This is a genomic window from Streptomyces sp. NPDC020780 (assembly GCF_044334475.1).
Lineage (GTDB): Bacteria > Actinomycetota > Actinomycetes > Streptomycetales > Streptomycetaceae > Streptomyces.
In genome coordinates this window covers 283,499-308,287 of record NZ_JBIRTB010000004.1, presented here as the reverse complement: position 1 = coordinate 308,287, position 24,789 = coordinate 283,499, and the positions used below count along the sequence as shown (strand labels likewise).

The window sequence follows — 24,789 nt, the reverse complement described above, 5'->3', positions numbered from 1 at the left end:
CTCCTTGTCCTGACGGTCAGTTGACGGAGTCCTGAGCGACGACGACGTCCTCGGGCGCGGGCAGGTAGCCGCCGTCCACCAGGAACCGGAAACAGGCGTGAGCCCAGTCCTCGGCCACCGGCGGGCAACTGATTCCCGACCCTTCGAGGGCCTCGGTCAGCACCCGGCACTCGTCCTGGGGGTTGATCTGCTTCTGCAGCTCCGGGTCGAGCGCGGCGTGCCGCATCGAGGCGACGCGCAGCAGCGGGGTCATCGGGAACAGGACATGGTCCTCGCCGACGCCCAGCGCCCGCTGCCTGGCGTCCTCCTCGTCGATGACGTTGAGGTCGTAGCCGAACGACCGCAGCCACTGGTAGCACTGCGTCATCGTGGTGGGCGCCGGGTTCGTGATGTTGAAGTTCTTCCCGAAGTTCTCCTCCCGGAGCGAGGTGTAGACGATGGCCTGCGCCGTGAAGTCCACCGGCACCGCGTTGATGACGTCGTTGTAGAGCGGCAGCACCCCGAGGTCGAGGAAGCCCCGCAGGTACACGTACAGGTAGTCGGTGTGGTGCGAGGCGCCGGTCTGGGTGTGGCCGGTGATCATCCACGGGCGCTGCACGGTGACCGGGATGCCCCGGTCACGGGCCAGGTAGACGATCTTCTCGGCCAGCCACTTGCTGCGCGGGTAGCCGGTGGGGATCCGGATCGGACGGCTGTCCAGGTCCTCCTCGGTGAACGGCCGCTCCGCCCCGGTACCCATGAACACGTCCACACTGGACACGAAGTGGACCGACTTGAGCGTCTCGGTCGTGGCGAGCCGCAGCACCTCCTTGGTGCCCTCGACGTTGGCCGGACGGGCCGCCTCGTACGGGTAGGTGAAGTTGACCACCGCGCCGCTGTGGTAGATCACATCCAGCTCGGCCGCGGCGGCGGCGAACTCCTCCTGGTTCCAGCCGAACCGCGGCTTGGCCAGGTCACCGACCACCATCCGCATCCGGGAACGGTACGACTCGTCCCACGCGTGGTACTTGCGGAGCGTGGCCTCCATGCGCTCCCAGGCCGCCTCCTCGTTCTCCGCCCGGATCAGGCAGTGCACGAGCGCGTCGGTGCGCAGGATCAGCTCCACCGCCAGGAACGCGCCCAGATATCCGGTCGCGCCCGTGACCAGCACATGCCGGGGGTTGAACCACTCCGAGTGCGGCAGGTCCCCGGGCGTGATCTCCTCGGGCAGCGTGATCTCCGCGTGGAGCTCCTCGAGCTGCTGCGCGTACAGGACCTCGCTGTCCACGTTGTCCCGCTGCCGCCGGTCCTCCTCGATCGCCGCGGCGACGCCGGCCACCGTGGGCACCCGGAAGATCTGCTCCACCGGAAGCGTCACGTCGTGCGTCCGGGAGAGCTGTGCGGTGAGCCGCGCCACCAGAAGCGAGTTGCCGCCGAGTTCGAAGAAGTCGGCCATGGCGCTGACCTTGGGGACGCCCAGGAGCGAGCAGAACGTCTCCGCGATCTCCGCCTCCAGTTGCGTCCCGGGCTCCACGAAGTCCTCGATGCCGAGGTCCGGGGCGGGCAGCGCGGCGGTGTCGATCTTGCCGTTCGGTGTGAGGGGCATCCGCTCCAGCGTCACGAACGCGCTGGGCACCATGTAGTCCGGCACCTGCGCGAGGACATGCTTGACCAGGGTCTCCTTGGTCAGCACCCGGCCGACGACGGGCACCACGTACGCCACCAGACGGGGCACACCCGGCTGGTCCTCCCGCGCGATCACCGAGGTCTCGGAGACCAGCGGGTGGCGCAGCAGCACGTTCTCGATCTCGGTCAGCTCGATCCGGAATCCGCGGATCTTGACCTGGGTGTCGGCCCGGCCCAGGAACTCGATGCTGCCGTCCTGCCGGTAGCGGGCGAGGTCCCCGGTCCGGTACAGCCGGGCACCGGGCTCCTCGGAGAACGGGTCGGGCAGGAAGCTGCCCGCGGTCATCCCCGGCCGCTTGACGTAACCGCGGACCACACCGCCGCCGCCGATGTACAGCTCACCGGGCACACCGGGCGGCACCGGGCTGAGCCGCTTGTCCAGCAGATGCAGCCGGGTGTTGGGGATCGGGCGGCCGATCGGCACCCGGCCGGCTCCGGCGTCCTCGGCGGTCACCTGGTGCACCGACGCCCAGACGGTCGCCTCCGTGGGACCGTACTCGTTGAACAGCGCTACGCCGGGGGAGCGCCGCCGGTGCGTCTCGACCAGACCGGGCGGCAGCACCTCACCGGCCAGTACGGTCGTCCGCACCGAGGGGAACGGTTCCGACTCGGCCTCCATCAGCACCGAGTACTGCGACGGCACCCCGTCGACATGGGTGACGTCCTTGGCCCGGATCAGCTCACCGAGCAGCCGCGGGTCCAGCACCTCCGCCTCGGAGGGCACGACGACGGTGCCGCCGCGCCGCAGCGTCCAGTACAGACCGCCGCCCGAGGCGTCGAACGTGAACGGGGCCAGCACCAGGTACCGCTCCGGCAGCCCCGGCTCCTCGATGACCGAACGGGCCAGCGTGGAGTGCGTGATCTGCCGGTGTTCCACCGCCACACCCTTCGGGCGGCCGGTGGAACCCGAGGTGTAGATGACATACGCCAGGTTGTCCGGCGTGATCTTCACGGCGGGCCGGGTCACCGGGCCGTCCGGGTCGGCGGTCGGTACCGCCAGCCGCTCCAGGCCCGGCGCCTTGCCGTCGAGCCCGTCGAGCGTCGCCCGGCTGCCGACGAGCACCCTGATCCCGGCCTCCTGGGCGATCGCCGCGATACGGTCCGCCGGGTACGACGGGTCCAGCGGCACGTACGCGCCGCCCGACTTCAGTACACCGAGCAGGGCGACCATGGTGTGCACCGACCGGTCGGCCAGCACGCCGACCAGGGACTCCGGGCCCGCGCCGAGTTCGGTGAGCCGCGCGGCCAGCGCCTCGGCCCGCAGATCCATGGAGGCGTACGTCAGCTCCGCCGTACTCGACGTCAGCGCCGGCGTGTCCGGATGGGCCGCCGCCGCCTCCCCGACCAGCTCGTGCAGCAGCCGGGGCCCGGTGTGCTCGGTCGCCGTGGCGTTCCACGCGGCCAGCCGTTCCCGGTCCGGGCCGGACAGCAGAGACAGGTCGGACAGCGGGCGGTCGGGGTCCGCGATCGCCGTCTCCAGGAGCAACAGCATCCGCTCCAGGAGCTGTTGGGCGGTCGCCCGGTCGAACAGCGAGGTGTTGTAGTGGGCGCGCAGCGACAACTCCCCCTCGCGGCGCACCGCGTAGAGGTCGATGTCGTGCGGGGTCCAGGTCACCGGCAGGTCGAGCGGCCGGGCGGTGGCACCCGGCAGCTCACGGCTGCTCCACTCCTCCTCGAAGCCGAACAGGACCTGGAACAGCGGGGTGTGGCTGAGGTCGCGCGGCGGGTGCGCCGCCTCCACGATCTGCTCGAACGGCAGCCGGGCGTGCTCCAGGGCTTCGTCCAGGGCCGAGTCGGTGCGCCGCAGCAGCCTGTTCAGGGTCTCGCCGGCCTCCAGGTCGAAGCGCACCGGCAGGGTGTTCTCCAGCGGGCCGACCAGGTCCCCGGCACCCTCCTGCCACGAGGGCGGAACGGGCACACCGACCGCGAACACCTGCTGCTGGGCGTGCCGGGACAGCACTGCGGTGTAGCCGGCGAGCAGCAGCCGGGACAGCCGCTGACCCGTACCGGACGTGAACGCGTCCAGTCCGGCCTGCAGCTCTCGCGGCACCGGCACCGTCACCACGTCGGCGTCGATGGTCTTCACCGGCGGCCGGGGCCGGTCGGTGGGCAGCTCCAGGGTGCTCAGGCCCGTCGTACGGTCGCGCCAGTACTCGATGTCCTTCTCGGCGTCGTCGCCGGTCAGCCAGGCGCGCTGGGCAGTGGCCAGCGCCTGCGGCTCGGCGGCGCGTGCGGCGGCCTCCCCGCTCCCGCCGAGCAGGTTCGCGTAGCCGGTGAGCACCTCGTCGGTGAACAGCCGTACGGAGCGCCGGTCGGCCACCAGTTGATGCACCGTCAGTAGAAGGACGTGGTCGTCCTCGCCGAGCCGCAGCAGACTCGCCCGCACCAGCGGGCCCTGCGCCAGATCGAAACGGCGGCGGCTCTCGGAGGCCGCTATCCGGGCCAGTTCCGCGTCGAGCCGCTCCGGGTCCACCTGGACCACCGGCAGCCGCAGTGACGCCACCGGTTTGACGGTGGCCAGCGGGTGGCCGTCCACCGTGCGGAAAGTCGTACGCAGCACCTCGTGGCGCTGCACGGCCGTCGACAGCGCCTGCTGGAGTACGGCCGCGTCGGTCCGGCCGGTCAGCCGCACCGCGGTGCTGGTCTGCCACGGCCGCTTCTCGTCCAGTTGGATCAGCAGCCAGAGCCGGCGCTGTTCCAGGGTCAGGTTGCTGGTGACGTTCGCGGAAGCGTCCAGAAGGCCCGCCAGGAGCGCGCGCTTCTCCTCGGACGTCAGGGAACTGATCTCGTGCTGCCCGCTCATTCGGTGGACTCCCGTCCTAGCTGTCGGATGCGGTCAGGCGGAGCGTTCGCGGATCGAACGAGGACGCATGTCGGTCCACACCCGCTCGATGTGCTTGAGGCATTCCTGCTTGGTGCCGGCCGGTCCGTCGGCGGCCCAGCCCGCGGGCACCGCCCGGTCGGCGAACCAGATCGAGTACTGGTCCTGTTCGTTGATGACGACCTGGAAGACGGTGTCGGCGTCGTCGATACCCATGAGGGCTCCTCGTGGTGTGTCGGATGACCGGTCCGGATGTTCCGGTCAGTTCAGATGGCGAAGGAGCTGGTCGACCTCGTCGTCGGACATCCCGGCGAGCTGGGCGAGCAGCGCCTCGTCGGCGGTCGGTCTGCGGTCGCGGGCCCGTTCGAGTTGCTCGATGGCCGCGGCCAGCCCGGCCGGGGTCGGCAGACGGAAGAAGTCGCGCACCGGCACCTGGAGGCCGAACTCGGCCCGGACGCGGCTCAGCATCTTCGCTGCGAGCAGGGAGTGCCCGCCGAGACCGAAGAAGTCGGCGTGCACACCGACGACCGACAGCCCGAGCACGTCCTGGAAGAGGGACAGCACCCGGCGCTCCACCCCGTTGCGGGGCGGCACCTGTGCCACCGGGTCGCGAGGTGCCTGCGCGGGCGGTTCCGGCAGGGCACCCCGGTCGGGGGTGCCGCCGGGTCCCAGGGGCAGTTCGTCCAGGACTCCGAAGACCGCAGGTACCCGGTAGCCGGGCAGCGCGGACCGGGCCCGGCCGCGTACGTCGGCGGTGAACGCCTCGCGTTCCGCCTCGGTTCCGGCCGCGACGGTGCCGTCCGGCACCAGCCAGGCGACCAGCCGGCTCCGCGCGGCGTCGGTGGTCACCGCGGAGGCGGCCACCCCCGGGAACCCGGTGAGCACCTCCTCGACGGCCGCCGCCGGTACGGCACGGTCCCCGGCGAAGAGCCGGCCCTCACCGGGTCCGACCACCTCCAGGGCACCGTCCCCGGTCCGGCGGCACCGCAGCCCCACCGGTACCGCGGCGCCCGCCCCGTCGGCGACGCACAACTCGCCGACCAGGCCGGCGGGCACGGGCCTGCCCAGCACGTCCAGCACACTGCGCACCACGCCGGCGGGTGCCGGTCCCAGTCGCCGCCCCAGCCCCTCGTCCAGCGGGGCGAGCGCGACCGGGGCCGAGGTCGCCCCGGTGCCGGGGCGGCCCAGGAACACCGGGCGGCCGGTCCGCGCCAGCATGTCCACCAGGTCGGGCGCCAGCACCTCACCGACACACACCAGCCGCGCCCCCGGCGGGGGCTCCCAGCCCTCGGTCAGTACCCGCCGCCATGTCGGCGGATCGGCCAGGACGAACGCGCCGGGCGGCGCGGCCGGAGCCAGCTGCACCCCGGAGAGCATCAGACTGCGGGCGTACGCCAACGGCATCAGCAGATCCACCGGGGACGGCGGGCAGCCGCCGTCGAGCAGCAGTACGTCGTCCTCCGGGGTCACGGACAGCCGGTCCGCGACAGCCGCCATCGCCGCGGCCAGCGCCCCGTGCGACAGCGCCGACCCGGCACCCTCCGGGTCCGTGTCCTGCGCCGACCAGGCCGGCGCGTCCGGGCCGGACGTCCCGGCGTGCTCCACCGGGTCGAACCGCGGCCCGGTGGTGATCAGCCACCCGCCGTCCTCCTCCTCGGCGCGCCGGACGAAAGCCCCTGCCCGGTCGTGCCGCTGTCCGTAAGCGGGCACCGCGCCGACCTCGAACACCGCCAGCAGCACGGCGACCAGCGCCGCCGACGGCACCGGGGGAGTGGTCACCCGCATGTCCGGTCCGGCGATGCCCTCGGCGCGCAGCCGACCGGCCAGATCGGCCGCCCACTCCCGCAACTCGCCCAGCGTCAGCACCGCGTCGGCCGACGACAGCACCACGCTGTCCGCGCCGCGCTCCGCGAGCAGTTCCGCCACGGTCACCCGCGCCGGAACCCCTGCAGGGTCCTGTCCGTCCGCGGTCTCCGCCGGGGCCGGGTCCGCGGCCGGGTCCGCGGCCAGGGGCAGCGCCCCCACCGGGACCGCCGGGTCCCGCAGCGCGTCCGTCAGCACCAGCCGGTGCAGCTCCACGATCCGGGCCGCTGTCGCCTCGTCGTACAGGCCCCGGTCGTAGTCCAGTTGCAGCCGCAGTCCGTCCCCGTCCGGCAGCACCGTCAGCCACAGGTCGAACTTGGCCGCCGTACGGGTCAGTTCCACCGGCGCCATGGTCAGTCCGGGCAACCGCACCTCCGCTGCCGGGGTGTTCGGCATCGAGAACATCACGTCGAAGAGGGGGTTGCGCTCCAGCGCGCGGGTCTGCCGCATCTCCTGCACCAGCCGGTCGAACGGCATCCGGTCGTGCGAGAAGGCGCTGAGACAGGTGTCCCGCACCCCTTCGGCCGCCGTCCCGAACCCGCCGAGCAGAGGCAACCGGGCGCGCAGCACCAGGGTGTTCGCGAAGAACCCGACCAGCCGCTCCGCGTCCGGGTGGTGCCGGCCCGCCACCGGCGTGCCCACCACCACGTCCTCCTGGCCCGTCACCCGGGCCAGCGTCGCCATGAAGCCGGTGAGCAGCACCATGAACAGCGTGCCGCCGGACCGCTTGGCCAGCTCCTCCAACGCGGCCGTCGTCACACCGTCCAGGCGCTCCTCCACCCGGCCGCCGTCCCCGCCCCGGCCCAGCTCCCGGGGACGGTCCACCGGCAGTTCCAGTGGCGTCGTGCCGGCCAGCGCCGCCTGCCAGTGCTCGATCAACCGCTCCATCCGGTCCCCGGCCACCTGCTCGTCCAGCCAGCCGACATAGTCGGCGTACTGCACCGCCAGCTCACCGAGTGCAGCCTCGCCCTGCTCCCGCAATCCGCGGTAGGCAGCGGCCAGGTCCCCGTAGAACACGTCCATGGACCAGCTGTCACACACCAGATGATGGATCGTCACAATGAGTGTGTGCCGGTCCGAGGCCTCCCGGACCAGGACCAGCCGCAGCAGCGGAGGCGCGTCCAGTGCGAACGGCGCCGCCGCCTGTTCGCGGGCCAGGGTCTGCACCCGGGCCTCGGCCGCCGCGGGCGGCAGGCCCGTGCAGTCGACCACCGGCAGCGACACCAAGGCCTCCGGCAGCACGAGCTGGTGCGGATCGCCGTCGACCAGGCCGACCCCGGTGCGCAGGCTCTCGTGCCGCTCCACCACCGCGTTCACCGCCTGCTGGAGCAGCACGACGTCCAGCTCACCGGTCAGCCGCACCGCGCTCACCACGTTGTACGCGGAGTTGCTCGACGGGTTCAGCTGGCAGACGAACCACAGACTGCGCTGCGCCGGAGCAGCCGGCAGCACGAAGTAGTCGCTGTAGTCGCGGGACTCGCCGCTGCCGGTACCTCCGGCGTACGAGGAACTGCTCACTGGGTTCCCGCCTCCCTCGCGGCCGATACGCCGAGCGCCGCCCCGATGTGGGTCACGACGCTCCTCTCGTGGTCCTGCACGAAGAAATGACCTCCGTCGAACTCGTGGACCGAACAGCCGGCCGAGGTCTGCCGGGACCAGCCCGCGTCCCCGTCCCGCACCAGCGGGTCCTGCCTGCCGCGCAGCACCCGGACCGGCACCGGCAGCGGCGGCCCCGGCACGTACGTATAGGTCTCCGCCAGGGTCAGGTCGGCCCTGATGGTGGGCAGCATCAGCGTGACCAGCTCCTCGTACGTGGAGAGGTCCTGCGGCTCCATCCCCTCCCAGGCCCGCAGCCGCTCCAGCAGCTCCGCGTCCGGCAGATGGTGGACCTGCTCCTGGTCCCCGTACTGCGGGGCATCCCGGCCGGACACGAACAACGCTGTGGGCAGCGGCAGTTCCAGTTCCCTGAACCGCCGCAGCACCTCGAAGGCGACCAGCGCGCCCATGCTGTGCCCGTAGAACGCGTACGGCCGCCGGGTCAGTGGTCCGAGCGCCGGCGCCACGCCGTCCACGAGCGCCGCCATCTCCAGGAACGGGCGCTCCCCGAGGCGTACCTCCCGGCCCGGCAACTGCACCGCGGTGATCTTCAGCGCCGAGGTGTACCGCTGCCAGTTCTGGAACATCGCGGCGCTGCCCCCGGCATGCGGAAAGCACACCACTTCGCTGACCGGATCGGTGACGTCACCGAAGGATCGGAACCAACGGGAACTCAGTCGGGTCGGGCGCACCTCTACCTCCGTCGGAGATGGCGAACGCGGAACGCGGAATGCGGTGGACCGGCACCGGATCGGAATCTGCGTCCGGACCGCGGCGCGCAATCAAATGCCGCCGACCTCATCCCTACCAGTTCCCTCGGAGGGCACTCAATGACCCCGTGCCCGACTGAGAGGCGAGCGATAAGGAAGTGAGAGCCGAGTGAGAGACAGCGCACTTTTAATTGCGTCGGCGCCGAAGTGTGCCGCCGTCATGCCGTCCCGTCACCGAGCCCCGCGCTCTCCTGATCCGCCGATCCGACACCGGGCCGTCCGCGGCCGAGGGAATGGAGTCCGCCGATGTCGAGCCCCGCTCGCCCCACACTCGTGCACACCCTCGTCGCGCACGCCGCCACCCGCGGCGACCAGACGGCCTACGAGTATCTGCACGACGACGGGCGGGTGGACAGCCTCACGTACCGGGAACTGCTGGTGCGAGCCACCGGTGTGGCGCCACGCCTGCGCGCCGACACCGGGAACGGGCCCGCCCTGCTGCTCTACCCGCCCGGCCTGGACTTCGTCGTCGCCGTCTGGGCCTGCTTCCTCGCCGGGGTACCCGCTGTCCCCGCCTACCCGCCGATCTTCGGCTCCACCGACCGCATCGCGGCCCGCTTCACCCGGATGCTCGAGGACTCCCGGGCCGGCACCCTGCTGGCGGACCCGGCGGTGCTGGAACTGTTCACCGCCGGCATGAGCTCCGAGGACATGCCCCGCGTCCTCACCCTCGACGACGCCGACAACGGACAGGGGACGGCCGACGGGAACCCCGACCCGGAGGTCCTGGCCGACCTCCTGCGTACCGCCGCCGCACCCGAGGACCCCGCTCTCATCCAGTACACCTCGGGCAGTACGGGACAGCCGAAAGGAGTCGTCCTGGAACACCGGAATCTGCTCGCCAACATCAAGGCGATTACCGAGGTGTTCCAGCTCGACGAAACCGCCCGCGTCGTTTCCTGGCTGCCTCCCTATCACGACATGGGACTCATCGGATTCATCCTCACACCCGTTCACGGGGCATTTCCGGTCCGATTGATGTCCCCCGTACATTTCCTCAAGAATCCGCTCGCCTGGCTGCGGCAGATCAGTGAACTCGGCATCACCCACACCGGCGGACCCAATTTCGCCTACGACCTGTGCGACCGGCGCGCCGCCACCGCCGACCTCACCGGACTCGACCTGAGCACCTGGCGGCTCGCCTTCAACGGCGCCGAACCGATCCGCCCCGCGACCCTCCACCGGTTCGCCGACCGCTTCGCCGCCCACGGCTTCCGCCCCGAGGCCTTCCTACCCTGCTACGGCCTGGCCGAGGCCACCCTGATCGTCACCGGACACCACTGGACCGGGCCCGACACCGGTGTGGACGAGGACGGCCGCGTCGACTGCGGCCCCGTCGTCGACGGACACCTCCTCGCCCTGGTCGACCCCGCCACCGGCACGCCCGTCCCCGAAGGCGCCGAGGGCGAGATCTGGATCAGTGGCCCCAGCATCAGCAACGGGTACTGGAACAGCACCGGCACCCCCGACAGCGAACTCTTCGGCGTCCTCGACGGCACCCGTCATCTGCGCACCGGAGACCTCGGACGGCTGCGCGGCGGACACCTCACCGTCACCGGCCGTCGCAAGGACGTCCTCATCCAGAACGGCGTCAACCACCACGCCCACGACCTGTGTACCGCCGCGACCGAGGACAACCCCGCCGTACGGCCCACCGCCGCCGCCTTCGGCGGACCCGACGACGAAGTCGTCATCGCCGTCGAGGTCGCCGGCACGGACCACGACACGGCGGCGATCGCCGCCGACATCCGCACCCGTGTCCTCACCGCCACCGGTGTCCGCGTCCACACCGTGGTCCTCTGCCCACCCCGTTCCATCCCTCGCACCACCAGCGGAAAGGTCCAGCACTCCCTGGCCCGCGCCCGCCACCTCGCGGGCGACCTCAGAGGAACCGCCGTCACCGCCACACCGGTCACCTCCCCGGCCGAGGACACGGAACTCCTCACCCTCTTCCTCTCCTCCATCTTCGCCGCCGTCTGCCAGGTCCCCTCCTGCGGACCCGACGAGACCCTCGCCGCCATGGGCGGGGACTCCCTGCGCGCCGCCGAGATCGCCGCCGTGGCCGAGGACGCCCTCACCCTCCAGGTACGCGTCGAGGACGTGCTCCGCGCCCAGTCGCCCCGCGAGCTGACCGCCCGCCTCGCCCAGCGCTGGGCCGACCACGAGGTGCCCTACGCCGACGCGATGGAACGCGTCAGGAGCCTGATGTCCCACGAATGAGGCCCACGACGCCCACGCCCGGCAACCAAGCGGAGGACCACGTCCGGTGACAACACGGAGGACGACGCCTGTGTCAGACAACCTTCAGGTACCCGCCGACCTCGGCCGCGACCTCCTCGCCCGCTGGCGTGCCCGCACACCGGACACCACCGCACCTGCCGACCCCCAGGTCAGTCCCATCCAGCTCGGCCTGCGGCTGTTCGAGGAGATCCATCCCGGCACCGCTGCCAACATCCTCCGCTTCGACGCCGAGATCGACGGGCCCCTCGACACCGACCGCCTCGCCACCGCCCTGCTCACCCTCGCCCGTCGGCACGCGGTGCTGCGTACCACCTTTCCCGACGGCGACCGGACCGTGTGCGCCGTCACTCCCGAGGCCGAAGCCGTACCCGATCTGACGGTCACCGGCCTCGGTGAGCTCGACGCCCACGCCGGCCGTGCTCGGGCGCGTGCCGAGGCGGACGCCCGCGCCGCCGCCCCCATGGACCTCGCGACCGGCCCGCTGTGGCGCGTCGCCGTCTGGACCCTCGCCGACGGGACCGCCCGGCTGCAGCTCCTCGCCCACCACATCGTGGCCGACGGCTGGTCCCTGGGCGTGTTCCTCGCCGAACTCGGCACCCTGTACGCGGACCAGCCCCTCGGCCCGCCCACTGCGCTGCCCGCAGTCCCCACCACCCCTGACCCGGCCGACGTCGCCGCCTGGCGGGATCGCCTGGCCGACGCCCCGCCGCTCTCGCTGCCCACGGACCGGCCCCGTCCGGGCAACCGGCGCTTCTGCTCCGACCATGTCGATGTCACCGTGGACGCCGCACTGACGGGCCGGGTCCAGGACGTGGCCGACAGCACCGGAGCGACGCCCTTCATGGTGCTGCTCGCCGCGTTCCATCTGGCTCTCGCACGGACGGCCGGACACTCGGACATCACCGTCGGGTCTCCCATTGCGACCCGCGAACGCCACCGTGCCCCGGGCGCCATCGGTCCCCTCGCGACCATGCTCGCGCTGCGCACCGACACCACCGGTGCCCGTACCGTCCGTGATGTGCTCGATGCCGTACGGGACACCTGCCTGGACGCGTACAGCGGCGCTCATGTGCCGATCGAGACCATCGCGGAACAGGCCGGGCAACGGGGCGCCGCCCTGTTCGACGTGCTCTTCGTGCTCCAGCCGCGACCGAACGAGGCCCGCCTGGGAGACCTGCCGGTCCGGCCGATCGTGATGGCGCCCGCCGCCATCCGCAACGACTGCGAGCTGTACCTCTGGCAGGGCGACGACGGCATCACCGGATTCCTCGGCTACGACACCGACCTGTACTCCGCCGACACCGCGGACCTCCTCGCCGGCCGCTTCCACGCCGCTCTCACCGCGTTGGTGGGTGACCTGGACCGTGAGTTGGCCGAGGTGGATGTGCGGTCGGTGGGTGAGTGTGAGCGGGTGGGTGTGTGGTCGGTGGGTGTGCCGTTGGTGGGGTCGGTGGGTGGTCGGGTGGAGGGTTTGGTGGAGGGGGTGGTTGACCGGTCGGGTGGGCGTGGTGTGGCGGTGTGTTGTGCCGGTGAGGTGTTGTCGTACGGGGAGTTGGAGGAGCGTGCGAACCGGCTGGCCTGGGGTTTGCGGGCTGTGGGGGTGGGGTCTGGTGATCTGGTGGGTGTGTTGCTGCCCAGGTCGGTGGATTTGGTAGTTGCTCTGCTGGGTGTGTTGAAGTCGGGTGCGGGTTATGTGCCGATGGATCCGGGTTATCCGGGTGAGCGTGTCGAGTTCATGGTGGAGGACTCGGGCGTTTCGTTGGTGCTGAGTTCGGTGGCGGAGTTCCCGGACGGTGGACGTACGGATCGTGTGCCGGCGGTGGGGGATTCGGGCGATGTGGCGTATGTGATTTATACGTCGGGTTCGACCGGTCGTCCGAAGGGGGTGGTGATCGAGCATGCGCAGGTGGTGGCGATGCTGTCGTGGGCGGGGCGGGTGTTCTCGCGCGGGGAGTTGGCGGGTGCTCTCGCGGCGACGTCGGTGTCTTTCGATCTTTCGGTGTTCGAGATCTTTGCTCCGTTGTCGGTGGGTGGGACGGTTCATCTGGTTCCGGACAGTGCTCTGGATCTGATCGCGCATCCTGAGCGGTATCTCGATGTGACGTTGGTGAACACGGTTCCGTCCGTGGCTCGTGAGTTGTTGGCGGCGGGTGCGGTTCCGCCGGGTGCGCGGACGGTGAACCTTGCGGGTGAGCCGTTGGCTCCGGGGCTGGTGGACGCGTTGTACGCGCATCCGGTGATCGATGTGGTGAACAACCTGTACGGGCCCAGTGAGGACACCACCTACTCGACGCACGCGGTCACGGTCCCCGGTGATGTCCGGACCCCGATCGGTGGACCGGTGGACGGCACCACAGCCCACGTCCTGACCAGCGATCTTCGCCCGGTTCCCTTGGGTGCGGTCGGTGAGCTGTATCTGGCCGGGGCAGGTGTCACCCGTGGTTACCATGCCCGTCCCGCTCTGACGGCCGAGCGTTATCTTCCCGACCCGTTCTCCTCCGATGGCGGTCGGATGTATCGGACGGGGGATCTGGTTCGGTGGCGTCCTGACGGTCAGTTGGAGTATCTGGGCCGGGTGGACGGGCAGGTGAAGGTCCGTGGCCACCGCGTCGAAGTCGGCGAGGTCGAGGAGATTCTCCGCCGACACCCGCGAGTGACCGAAGCCGTCGTCGTCGCCCGGGAGGACGTGACCGGGTCGCTGCGGCTGGTTGCCCATGTCGAGGTACCGGGTGCAGAGGTGCCGTCCGACCTGGCTTCCCACGCACGCGCCTGGCTCCCCGACTTCATGGTCCCCTCCGTCTTCGTCGGCCTCGAGGAGTTCCCCCTCCTGCCGAACGGCAAGATCGACCGCTCCGCTCTCCCCGACCCCGAACCCGGCACAGGCCGGGCGGCCTACCGCGCCCCCTCCGGGCCCGCCGAGGAGCTGATCGCCGAGATCTGGCGCGACCTGCTCGACGTCACCGAAATCGGCGCCGACGACGACTTCTTCGCCCTCGGCGGCCACTCCCTCCTCGCCACCCGGCTCACTCACCGGCTGGGCGAGGCCCTCGGCACCCACGTACCGCTCCACCTCGTCTTCGAACACCCCACACTCACGGACCTCGCCGCCCATCTGGACCTACTGGGCGACGCCCGCCCGCCCATACCGGTCGCACCGCGCATTCCGCACGGCGACGGCACTGTCACCTTCCCCGCCACATCCGGCCAGAAGCGGCTGTGGCTGCTGTGTGCCCTGGATCCGCAGGCGAATCTCGCCTACACGCTGAACGGCGGAGCCCGGATCACCGGCCGACTCGACGCTCCGGTCCTGGCACGGGCGATCCAAGAGGTCGCTCGTCGTCACGAGGTGCTGCGTACCACCTTGCGGGAGGAGAACGGCGAGGTCGTCCAAGTCGTCCATCCCGTCTGGTCCGGGAATCCGCTTTCGTCGGCCGGTACGGCGGAAGGGGCGTCCTCGGACGATTCTGACGCGCCCACGGAGTACGACGAGGCCGGATTACTGACGGACTGGCGTCACTCCACCGTGGACCTCGCCGAAGGCCCGCTCTTCCGCGCGCGGATCGTCCGCCGCGCTGAGAATGCCCACCTACTCCTGCTGTCCCTGCACCACACCATTGCCGACGGCTGGACGCTCACCCGCCTGCTGGACGAGATCGCCGCAGCGTACGCCGCATTGGCTGAAGGCTTTTCCCTCCCCCCTGCTCCCGCTCTCCAGTACGGCGACTTCGCCCACATGCGAGCTGCCGAGCCGATGTCCGAGGGCGACAACGGGCTCGTCCACTGGCGTGAGCGGCTCGCGGGCGCACACACTCCGGACCTTCCGACCGACCGCCCGCGTCCCGCCCGTCGTACCCACAACGGCGCGGCCATCCCGGTGGAACTGAGTGCCGAGGCGGTCGGGGGCATCGCACGCCGCAGCGGCACCACCCCGTTCGCCGTGGTCGCCACCGCGGTCACTGTCGTCCTGGGCGCCCTGTCGGGCGGCGACGACGTGACCATAGGCATCCCGACCAGCGGCCGCACCCACCCCGACACCGCCGGCATCTTGGGCTTCTTCACCAACACCCTCCCTCTGCGTCGGACCTTGGATCCGCGGGCGACACTCGCAGGTACGCTACGGGTCACTCACGAAGCCCTCGTGGAGGCACACCAGCACGCCGAGACACCGTTCGAGGAGATCGTCCGCCACACGGCGCTCGCCGCCGACGGGCAGGCACGCAGCCCCCTGTTCCAGGTGATGCTGGCGCTCAACGAAGCACCGACGCGGAATCTGCACCTGCCCGGTCTGACCGTCAGTCGTCTCGATATTCCGCCGGCGGGGACGCAGTTCGACCTCTCGCTCCACCTGGAGCAGGGCGAGGACGCCATCACCGGCTACCTCACCTACAACACCGATCTCTACGCCGACAGCACCGCACGTCTCTTCCCCGAGCGCCTCGCTTCCGTCGTCACCGCGTTGGCGGAATGCCCGGACGGTGAGTTGGCCGAGGTGGATGTGCGGTCGGTGGGGGAGTGTGAGCGGGTGGGTGTGTGGTCGGCGGGTGTGCCGTTGGTGGGGTCGGTGGCTGGTCGGGTGGAGGGTTTGGTGGAGGGGGTGGTTGACCGGTTGGGTGGCGGTGGTGTGGCGGTGTGTTGTGCCGGCGAGGTTTTGTCGTACGGGGAGTTGGAGGAGCGTGCGAATCGGTTGGCCTGGGGTTTGCGGGGTGTGGGGGTGGGGCCTGGTGATGTGGTGGGTGTGTTGCTGCCCAGGTCGGTGGATTTGGTAGTTGCTCTGCTGGGTGTGTTGAAGTCGGGTGCGGGTTATGTGCCGATGGATCCGGGTTATCCGGGTGAGCGTGTCGAGTTCATGGTGGAGGACTCGGGTGTCTCGTTGGTGCTGAGTTCGGTGGCGGACTTTCCGGATGGTGGACGTGCGGATCGTGTGCCGGCGGTGGGGGCTTCGGGTGATGTGGCGTATGTGATTTATACGTCGGGTTCGACGGGTCGTCCGAAGGGGGTGGTGATCGAGCATTCCCAGGTGGTGGCGATGTTGTCCTGGGCGGGGCGGGCGTTCTCGCGCGGGGAGTTGGCGGGCACGCTCGCGGCGACGTCGGTGTCTTTCGATCTTTCGGTGTTCGAGATCTTTGCTCCGTTGTCGGTGGGTGGGACGGTTCATCTGGTTCCGGACAATGCTCTGGATGTGATTGCTCATCCTGAGTGGTATGCCGATGTCACTTTGGTGAACACGGTTCCGTCGGTGGTTCGTGAGTTGTTGGCCGCGGGGGCGGTTCCGCCGCGTGCGCGGACGGTGAACCTTGCGGGTGAGCCGCTGGCTCCGGGGCTGGTGGACGCGTTGTACGCGCATCCGGTGATCGATGTGGTGAACAACCTGTACGGGCCCAGTGAGGACACCACCTACTCGACGCACGCGGTCACGGTTCCCGGTGATGTGCGGACCCCGATCGGTGGACCGGTCGACGGCGCCACCGCCCATGTCCTGAACAGCGATCTGCGCCCGGTTCCCCTGGGTGCGGTCGGTGAGCTGTATCTGGCCGGGGCCGGCGTGACCCGTGGTTACCATGCCCGTCCCGCTCTGACCGCTGAGCGTTATCTTCCCGACCCGTTCTCCTCCGATGGCGGTCGGATGTATCGCACCGGTGATCTGGTTCGGTGGCGTCCTGATGGGCAGTTGGAGTATCTGGGCCGGGTGGACGGGCAGGTGAAGGTCCGTGGCCACCGCGTCGAGGTGGGTGAGGTCGAGGAAGTTCTTCGTCGGCACGCGCAGGTCAAGGGTGCTGTCGTCGTCGCCCGGGAGGACGTGACGGGGTCGCTGCGGCTGGTTGCCCATGTCGAGGCACCGGGTGCAGAAGTGCCGTCCGACCTGGCTTCCCACGCACGCGCCTGGCTCCCCGACTTCATGGTCCCCTCCGTCTTCGTCGGCCTCGAGGAGTTCCCCCTCCTGCCGAACGGCAAGATCGACCGCTCCGCTCTCCCCGACCCCGAACCGGGTGCGAACCGCACCGCCTACCGCGCCCCCTCCGGGCCCGCCGAGGAGCTGATCGCCGAGATCTGGCGCGACCTGCTCGACGTCACCGAAATCGGCGCCGACGACGACTTCTTCGCCCTCGGCGGCCACTCCCTCCTCGCCACCCGGCTCACTCACCGGCTGGGCGAGGCCCTCGGCACCCACGTACCGCTCCACCTCGTCTTCGAACACCCCACACTCACGGACCTCGCCGCCCATCTTCCAGCCGAAGAGAAGCAGGGGGGCACACCACCGATCACCCTGCTCGACCGGGTCCCGGAACCGGACGGCAGCCTCGTACTGCCGACGTCGCTCGGCCAGGAACGCCTCTGGGTGCAGTGTGCCCTGGACCCGCAGGCCAATCTCGCCTATCACATCAGGGGCGCCGTCCACCTTCACGGACCTCTGAACGAAGCCGCCTTGACCACCGCCTTCCATCACCTCGCACGGCGCCATGAAGCGCTGCGTACCTCGCTGCGCCAGATCGACGGCGTACTCCGCCAGGTCGTGGCGCCCGATCCCGACGTGCCGCTGACCCGGGCCGCCACCACCGACTGGGAAGCGGTGATCGAGGCGGAGACCCGGCGGGCTTTCGATCTCTCCGTCGGCCCTCTCTGGCACGTCACACTCGTGGAGGCCGGGCCCGAGCACCAGGTCGTCATCATGAGCCTGCATCACGCCATTGCCGACGGCTGGTCCCTGGACATCATCCTCCGGGAAGTCGCCCGGAGTTATGCCACTCTCCTGCGTGCCCCCGGCACCGAAGCGCTTTCCCCTGCGCCCGTCCAGTACGCCGAAGCAGCTGCCTGGCAGCGCGAAACGGCTCCGAAGGAATTGGAGTTCTGGCGTTCCCACCTGGCAGGTGCCTTGTCCGCCGACCTGCCGACCGACCGACCCCGCCCCCCTCAGCAGACGTTCCGAGGCGACGCGGTCCCGCTGCCCGTTCCGCAGGAAGCACTGGGCAGCGCGGCTCGGGAGGCGTCAACCACCTCGTTCACCGTCCTTGCGACAGCTCTTGCCGTCGTCCTCGCCAAGCTCACGGACCGGTACGACGTGACCCTCGGTGTACCCGTCGCCGGCCGCGACCACCCGGACACGGCGGAAGTCGTCGGATACCTCGTCGACACCCTGCCGCTCCGCCTGCGCCCGGCCCCGGACAGCACTCTCGCCGAGGTCCTGGGCGCGACACGGGCGCTTGTGGACGACATCCGCGCCCACCCGCGTATTCCCCTGGAAGAACTGCTCCGGGAACTGCGCCCGCACCGCGACCGCGCCCCGCTGTTCCAGGTGCTGCTGGCGGTCAACGGGACGCCGCCCCGTTACGAACTGGCCGGTCTGGAGGTGAGCCCGGCCCCGGTCCCCTTCCGCACCACCCCCTACGACTTGGTGGTCCAGGCGGAGGAACACGACGGTCGTGTCACCGGACATCTCCTGTTCAACACCGATCTGTTCGAGCCTTCCACCGCAGTTCTCATAGCCGACCGGATCGCCACGGTCATCCGCACTCTGGCTGACAGTCCTGGTCGGACTGTCGCCGAGGTGGATGTGCGGTCGGTGGGTGAGTGTGAGCGGGCGGGCGTGTGGTCGGTGGGTGTGCCGTTGGTGGGGTCGGTGGGTGGCCGGGTGGAGGGTTTGGTGGAGGGGGTGGTCGACCGGTCGGGTGGGCGTGGTGTGGCGGTGCGGTGTGTCGATGAGGTGTTGTCGTACGGGGAGTTGGAGGAGCGTGCGAACCGGCTGGCCTGGGGTTTGCGTGCTGTGGGGGTGGGGCCTGGTGATCTGGTGGGTGTGTTGCTGCCCAGGTCGGTGGATTTGGTAGTTGCTCTGCTGGGTGTGTTGAAGTCGGGTGCGGGTTATGTGCCGATGGATCCGGGCTATCCGGGTGAGCGTGTCGAGTTCATGGTGAAGGACTCGGGTGTCTCGTTGGTGCTGAGTTCGGTGGCGGAGTTCCCGGACGGAGGCCGTACCGACCGTGTGCCGGGTGCCCGGAACTCATCTGATACCGCCTATGTGATCTATACGTCGGGTTCGACGGGTCGTCCGAAGGGGGTGGTGATCGAGCACGCGCAGGTGGTGGCGATGCTGTCCTGGGCGGGGCGGGTTTTCTCGCGCGGGGAGTTGGCGGGTGCTCTGGCGGCGACGTCGGTGTCTTTCGATCTTTCGGTGTTCGAGATCTTTGCTCCGTTGTCGGTGGGTGGGACGGTTCATCTGGTTCCGGACAGTGCTCTGGATCTGATCGCGCATCCTGAGCGGTATGTCGATGTGACGTTGGTGAACACGGTTCCGTCGGTGGTGCGTGAGTTGTTGGCGGCGGGTGCGGTTCCGCCGGGTGCGCGGACGGTGAACCTTGCGGGTGAGCCGTTGGCTCCGGGGCTGGTGGACGCGTTGTACGCGCATCCGGTGATCGATGTGGTGAACAACCTGTACGGGCCCAGTGAGGACACCACCTACTCGACGCACGCGGTCACGGTCCCAGGTGATGTCCGGACGCCGATCGGTGGACCGGTGGACGGCACCACGGCCCACGTCCTGACCAGCGATCTTCGCCCGGTTCCCTTGGGTGCGGTCGGTGAGCTGTATCTGGCCGGGGCAGGTGTCACCCGTGGATACCATGCCCGTCCCGCTCTGACGGCCGAGCGTTATCTTCCCGACCCGTTCTCCTCCGATGGCGGTCGGATGTATCGGACGGGGGATCTGGTTCGGTGGCGTCCTGACGGTCAGTTGGAGTATCTGGGCCGGGTGGACGGGCAGGTGAAGGTCCGTGGCCACCGCGTCGAGGTGGGTGAGGTCGAGGAAGTTCTTCGTCGGCACGCGCAGGTCAAGGGTGCTGTCGTCGTCGCCCGGGAGGACGTGACGGGGGCGCTGCGGCTGGTTGCCCATGTCGAGACACCGGGTGCAGAAGTGCCGTCCGACCTGGCTTCCCACGCACGCGCCTGGCTCCCCGACTTCATGGTCCCCTCCGTCTTCGTCGGCCTCGAGGAGTTCCCCCTCCTGCCGAACGGCAAGATCGACCGCTCCGCTCTCCCCGACCCCGAACCGGGTGCGAACCGCACCGCCTACCGCGCCCCCTCCGGGCCCGCCGAGGAGCTGATCGCCGAGATCTGGCGCGACCTGCTCGACGTCACCGAAATCGGCGCCGACGACGACTTCTTCGCCCTCGGCGGCCACTCCCTCCTCGCCACCCGGGTCATCAGCCGACTAACAGCACGCACCGCCACCGACATACCTCTCCATCTCATCTTCGAGCACTCCGCACTCGCCGACCTCGCCCGCCGGCTGCCCGATCCGGCGTCCTGGTCGGCGGCCCCCACCCAGATCCGGCGCATCCGGCGCGTCAGGGGAGGAACGACCGCGGGGTGACATCCGGGCTCTTCTTCTCGACCCCGGTACACCCCGCTCCGACCATCCCAGCTCCACTCCCTACCAGACCAGGAGAAAGCGATGAAGCAGGAAGAGACAACACTCGACATTCCGCCGGCGCCCGCCGCCGGGACGTCTCACACGGCGAGGCCGTCCGCGCCCGTGCCGGACCTGTCCGACGGACCCCGGGCCAACGAGCCCGCCATGCTGGGCTTCGGGGGCTTCCTGCTGGGCTCCATCTCGCTCGCCTTCTACCTGAAGGACGTCAGTATCCCGGCCAACTCCCTGGTGGCCTCTCTGCCCATCATGGTGTTCGCCAGCACCATCATGCTGCTGATGGCCTCGGTCTGGGCGATGCGTCTGGGCGACGGGGTGTTCGCGGCGGTGTACGGCCTGTTCGGGACGTTCTGGCTCAGCTTCTCCATCCTCAGCCTCGCACTGAACAACAACTGGATGGGAGAATTCGAGAACATCGAACAACGTCAGGCCACCGCCAACTTCGTCCTGGTGTGGGCCATCGTGATCGTCCTCCTGACGCTCACCACCCTGCGCCTGCCGCGGGTCTTCACGCTCCTCTTCACCGTGGTCTCCGCGACCCTCCTCGTTCTGTTCGGCTCGATCGAGCAGGCCATCGACCAGACCGTCAACAACCCCCTGAAGCCGAGCGACCCCTGGCTGATCTACATCGGGATCACGACGATGTTCCTCTTCATCGCCGTCGGTATGTACGTCTTCGCGAGCTTCATGCACCGCGCGACCGGCGCCAAGAACCTCCCCCTCGGCAAGCCGCTGATCAAGAGCCGCTGACCGGCACGGCCGCTGTGTACGGACCGTTGCCGACCGCCCCGCAGACGTAAAGGAGGCACGATGACCGACTACCTGCCGCATGTCGCCACCGTCCCCTTCCCCATGCCGTGCCCGGAGGACCTGCCAGGCGACGCCCCGGCCATCGCGGCCGCGGCTCCCTCCGCCCTTGCCGCGCTGGCCGACGGGATGGCCGGCCCGGTGCACCGGACCGTTCTCGCCGACATGCTTGCCGCCGTCCGGACCGCTCGCGCGGATCTCGGCCCGGTGCCCAGCACCCTCGTCGTGGACGACCCGAGGGAGTCCCGGCCGAATCGGGACAACGACCTGGCGTTCGGCATAGAGCGGCACCATGGCGACCCCCTCACCCTGTTCGTCGCAGCAGCCCTCAACGCCCATCTCGGCATCCTCGAGATCGCCGAGGAACGAGGCACGGGCTTGGACGAAGCCGCGTGGCACGACCTGATCAAGGGCTTCGACACCCTGGTGCGGTGGCCGGCCGATCCCACCCGGCTGCCGGCCCCGCTGCCGGTGCCTGCCTGCGGACGCTCGGGGAAGCCGGAACCCCTCGACGGGCTCCGGCGCTGGGTCCGCGGCCACCACGTCTTCATGGTGCTCGCGCAGGGCGGCACCCTCGCCGTGAACAGTCTCACGGCGGCGGCCGAGGCAGGCGACGAGGAAGTCGCCGCCACGGCGGCCGAAGTGGCCTCCCGGATCATGTGGGCCTGCCGCGCCGCGCTCCAGTTCGCCGGAGACGCCAGCCCCGACCAGTACCAGGCGGAGATCAGGCCCACCCTCATGCCGCCCGTCGCGCCCCCGCAGATGAGCGGGCTGCGCTGGCGGGACCATGAAGCCCTGGTGGTCGCGCTCACCGCCTCGAGCGACGCCTGGTCCTGGCTGGCGGAGCGCCGCCCCGACGCCCTGAGGGGCTTCCGGACCGCGCTCGACGCCACGTACGAGTCGCACAAAGGCGTGTGCGGACACTTCGTCGGCAGCCAGTCGCCGAGTCTCCTCGCGACCAGCAGGTCCCACCGGCCCGCCGTCGGCGTCATCGAGCAGTTCCGCCGACTGCGCGCGGGCACCCTGCCCGCCGCCCCGCATCCCGGCGCCCACACGTGACCCCCTCACCGCCCCCGACCGTTCGACCGCGGAAGTCCGCGCCCACGGCGCTCCGGACGACCGCGAGCACTTCTCGACCACTCACACGTACCACCACCGGTCCACCCCCCGGTGACCGGCAGGAACTCACTCACATCCGAGAGGCAGGGCACTCATGACCGAGACCGCATCCACCCAGCACGGCGGGCCCGTCGAGCTCGATATGGACGGCCTGTCCCGGATTCTCTTCGGGCATGCGGCCTTCCAGTACCTCAACGCCGCCTGCGAACTGGGCCTTCCGAACCTGGTCGCCGAGAAGCAGGAGCTGACCCGGGACGAGATCCGCGACACACTCTCCCTCCAGGACCGCGCCGTCGACATCCTGCTTCTGGGCTGCACGTCGCTCGGTATCCTCGTCAAGCAGGACGGACGGTACCGACTGGCCGAGGTCGTCAAGAACCTCATGGACGAGGGCGACTGGCAGCGCTTCGAGGACACCGTCGCCTTCGAGCAGTACATCGTGTACGAGGGCCAGCTCGACTTCACCGACTCGCTCCGCGAGAACCGCAACGTCGGTCTCCGCCGGGTCCGCGGTTCCGGGCGTGACCTCTACCACCGGCTCGCAGAGAACCCGCACATGGAGCAGGTGTTCTACCGCTACATGCGCTCCTGGTCCGAACTGGCCAACAAGCACCTGGTCCAGGAACTCGACCTCTCCGGCCGCCGGCACCTGCTGGACTGCGGCGGCGGCGACGCCGTCAACGCCATCGCCCTCGCCCAGGCCAACCCCGACCTCAAGGTCACCGTCTTCGAGATCCCGGCATCCGGCTCCATTGCCGAGAAGAAGATCGCCCAGGCGGGAGTCGGCGACCAGGTCTCCGTCATCACCGGCGACATGTTCCGCGACCCGCTGCCCACCGGCTGCGACGTGGTGATGTTCGCCCACCAGCTGGTCATCTGGACACCGCAGGAGAACACCGAACTCCTCCGCCGGGCCTACGAGGTCCTGCCCGAAGGCGGCCAACTGGTCATCTTCAACTCCATGTCCAACGACGAAGGGGACGGCCCCGTGGTGGCCGCCCTCGACAGCGTCTACTTCGCCGCGCTGCCCGCCGAGGGCGGCATGATCTACTCCTGGGCGACACACGAGCAGTGCCTGCGGGACGCCGGGTTCAGCACCCTCAAGCGCATCCCCTTCCCGGGCTGGACCCCGCACGGCGTCATCGTCGCGACCAAGTAGGCGCTCCCTGCGGAGGCCGACCTGCCTCGCACGCGGAATCCACCGGGCCGGCCACCACGGCGGCCCGGTGGCACCCCACCCGGTGATACCCACCAACCCCAGCAGACCACGACAACAGAGAACCGCGACGAACAAGGAGGTGACCGCATGCTCCACCCACAACTCCGGGACGACGCCGCACGGATGCGCATGCTGCTCTACGGCCGGCTCGTCTCCCAAGCGGTGTGTACGGCGGTAGAGCTCGGTCTGCCGGAGGCACTGGCCGGCGGTCGGCGCTCGGCCGAGGACCTCGCCGCCGAGGTGGCGGCCCACCCCCTCGCCCTACGCCGGCTGCTCCGCGCACTCGTTCCGTTCGACGTGTTCACCGAGGAGCCTGACGGCACCTTCGCGCTGAGCCGCCTCGGCACCACCCTCCTGCCGGACACTCCTGGCACGGCACGCCCCAGCGCCCTGCTGCTAGCCGGTGAAGTCGGACGTACCTGGGGGGAGTTCGGGCACACCGTCCGGACCGGCGACTCGGCGTTCACCCTGCTCCACGACTGCGGACTCTTCGAGCACCTGGAGCGGCGACCGGAGCGGCGCGAGGTCTTCGACCGGTCCCAGGAGGCCGGACTGAGACTGGAACTGGACGAAATCTTCGACGCGGTCACCTTCGACCGGTACCCGACGATCGTGGACGTCGGCGGCGGCAACGGCCATCTGATGTGCGAACTGCTGCACCGCACCCCGGGCAGCACCGGCAGCGTCGTCGACCTGCCCGGGACCGTACAGCTCGCGGAGAAACGCATCGTGGAAGGGGGCCTCACCGACCGCTGCACCGCCGTAGTGGGAGACTTCTTCGACAGTGTCACACCCGGCGCCGACCTCTACATCCTCAGCCATATCCTGCACGACTGGGGCGACGACAGCGCGGTCTCCATCCTCCGCACCTGCGCCGGCGCCATGCCTGCGCACGGGCGGATCATGGTGATCGACCTGCTCACCGACGCTGCCGCGGACGACCGGGGCGGACGCCACCGGCTTCCCGCGCTCATGGACCTCTACATGCTCTCCCTCTTCGGAGCTGCGGGCGGCCAGGAGCGCACCGGCGGAGAGTTCGCCGCGCTGCTCGCGGCCGCCGGACTGGAACCGGAGGAGACCAGAGTGCTGCCCAGCGGCATGGGGGTCATCACGGCCCGGCCGCGCGCCACCTGAGTGGTGCCGCATTCCGTCCGACGGGTCGTCGGCACCTGCCCAGCTCCTGATCCGCCCGCACTCCCACGGACGCCGGTGCGGTGTGCCACGACCCGTCGCCCCGGGGCCGAAAACCGCTCCCAGGGCGGTCATGGAC

General features: G+C 70.0%; 10 protein-coding genes. 6 read left to right on the top strand and 4 right to left on the bottom strand.

Features of this window, described 5'->3' with window-relative positions; translation table 11 throughout:
- Window positions 1-16 precede the first annotated feature (16 nt).
- Genes ACH4VO_RS10150 through ACH4VO_RS10135 form a run of 4 tightly spaced genes read right to left on the bottom strand, consistent with a single transcriptional unit; the run spans window position 17 to window position 8,637 of the window.
- Window positions 17-4,468, bottom strand: a complete 4,452-nt coding sequence (locus tag ACH4VO_RS10150) for an amino acid adenylation domain-containing protein (protein ID WP_360990994.1) — start codon at window positions 4,466-4,468, stop codon at window positions 17-19.
- A gap of 33 nt (window positions 4,469-4,501) precedes the next feature.
- Entirely contained in the window at window positions 4,502-4,702 is a 201-nt protein-coding gene (locus tag ACH4VO_RS10145; RefSeq protein WP_069170070.1) for an MbtH family NRPS accessory protein, read from the bottom strand.
- Window positions 4,703-4,747: 45 nt separating this feature from the next.
- Window positions 4,748-7,867 (bottom strand): condensation domain-containing protein, encoded by a 3,120-nt coding sequence (locus ACH4VO_RS10140; protein ID WP_360990998.1) that lies wholly within the window; start codon window positions 7,865-7,867, stop codon window positions 4,748-4,750.
- Entirely contained in the window at window positions 7,864-8,637 is a 774-nt protein-coding gene (locus ACH4VO_RS10135; protein WP_360991000.1) for an alpha/beta fold hydrolase, read from the bottom strand. The genes ACH4VO_RS10140 and ACH4VO_RS10135 overlap by 4 nt, the downstream gene beginning before the upstream one ends.
- A gap of 324 nt (window positions 8,638-8,961) precedes the next feature.
- Between ACH4VO_RS10135 and ACH4VO_RS10130 the strand changes: the two genes are divergently transcribed.
- The 6 genes from ACH4VO_RS10130 to ACH4VO_RS10105 all read left to right on the top strand — a co-directional run bounded on the left by ACH4VO_RS10130 (window position 8,962) and on the right by ACH4VO_RS10105 (window position 24,653).
- Window positions 8,962-10,935 carry an AMP-binding protein gene (locus tag ACH4VO_RS10130; RefSeq protein WP_360991003.1) on the top strand — a complete coding sequence of 658 codons (1,974 nt, stop codon included), beginning with the start codon at window positions 8,962-8,964 and terminating at the stop codon, window positions 10,933-10,935.
- A gap of 70 nt (window positions 10,936-11,005) precedes the next feature.
- Window positions 11,006-20,317: an amino acid adenylation domain-containing protein gene (locus ACH4VO_RS10125; RefSeq protein ID WP_398440915.1), complete on the top strand. Its 9,312-nt coding sequence runs from the start codon at window positions 11,006-11,008 to the stop codon at window positions 20,315-20,317.
- An 81-nt stretch (window positions 20,318-20,398) separates the two neighbouring features.
- Window positions 20,399-21,124 (top strand): GPR1/FUN34/YaaH family transporter, encoded by a 726-nt coding sequence (locus ACH4VO_RS10120; RefSeq protein ID WP_360988385.1) that lies wholly within the window; start codon window positions 20,399-20,401, stop codon window positions 21,122-21,124.
- 60 nt (window positions 21,125-21,184) lie between these two features.
- On the top strand, window positions 21,185-22,240 hold the full coding sequence (locus tag ACH4VO_RS10115; RefSeq protein ID WP_360988387.1) for a hypothetical protein: 1,056 nt from the start codon (window positions 21,185-21,187) through the stop codon (window positions 22,238-22,240).
- A gap of 154 nt (window positions 22,241-22,394) precedes the next feature.
- A complete protein-coding gene (locus ACH4VO_RS10110) occupies window positions 22,395-23,459 on the top strand; it encodes a methyltransferase (protein WP_360988389.1) in 1,065 nt (354 codons plus the stop codon).
- A gap of 147 nt (window positions 23,460-23,606) precedes the next feature.
- Window positions 23,607-24,653: a methyltransferase gene (locus ACH4VO_RS10105; protein ID WP_360988391.1), complete on the top strand. Its 1,047-nt coding sequence runs from the start codon at window positions 23,607-23,609 to the stop codon at window positions 24,651-24,653.
- The last annotated feature ends 136 nt before the right edge of the window (window positions 24,654-24,789 follow it).

Coding starts and splice junctions, on each gene's coding strand:
- ACH4VO_RS10120 (WP_360988385.1), top strand. CDS start 20,399: ATGAAGCAGGAAGAGACAACACTCGACATTCCGCCGGCGCCCGCCGCC.
- ACH4VO_RS10115 (WP_360988387.1), top strand. CDS start 21,185: ATGACCGACTACCTGCCGCATGTCGCCACCGTCCCCTTCCCCATGCCG.
- ACH4VO_RS10110 (WP_360988389.1), top strand. CDS start 22,395: ATGACCGAGACCGCATCCACCCAGCACGGCGGGCCCGTCGAGCTCGAT.
- ACH4VO_RS10105 (WP_360988391.1), top strand. CDS start 23,607: ATGCTCCACCCACAACTCCGGGACGACGCCGCACGGATGCGCATGCTG.
- ACH4VO_RS10150 (WP_360990994.1), bottom strand. CDS start 4,468: ATGAGCGGGCAGCACGAGATCAGTTCCCTGACGTCCGAGGAGAAGCGC.
- ACH4VO_RS10130 (WP_360991003.1), top strand. CDS start 8,962: ATGTCGAGCCCCGCTCGCCCCACACTCGTGCACACCCTCGTCGCGCAC.
- ACH4VO_RS10145 (WP_069170070.1), bottom strand. CDS start 4,702: ATGGGTATCGACGACGCCGACACCGTCTTCCAGGTCGTCATCAACGAA.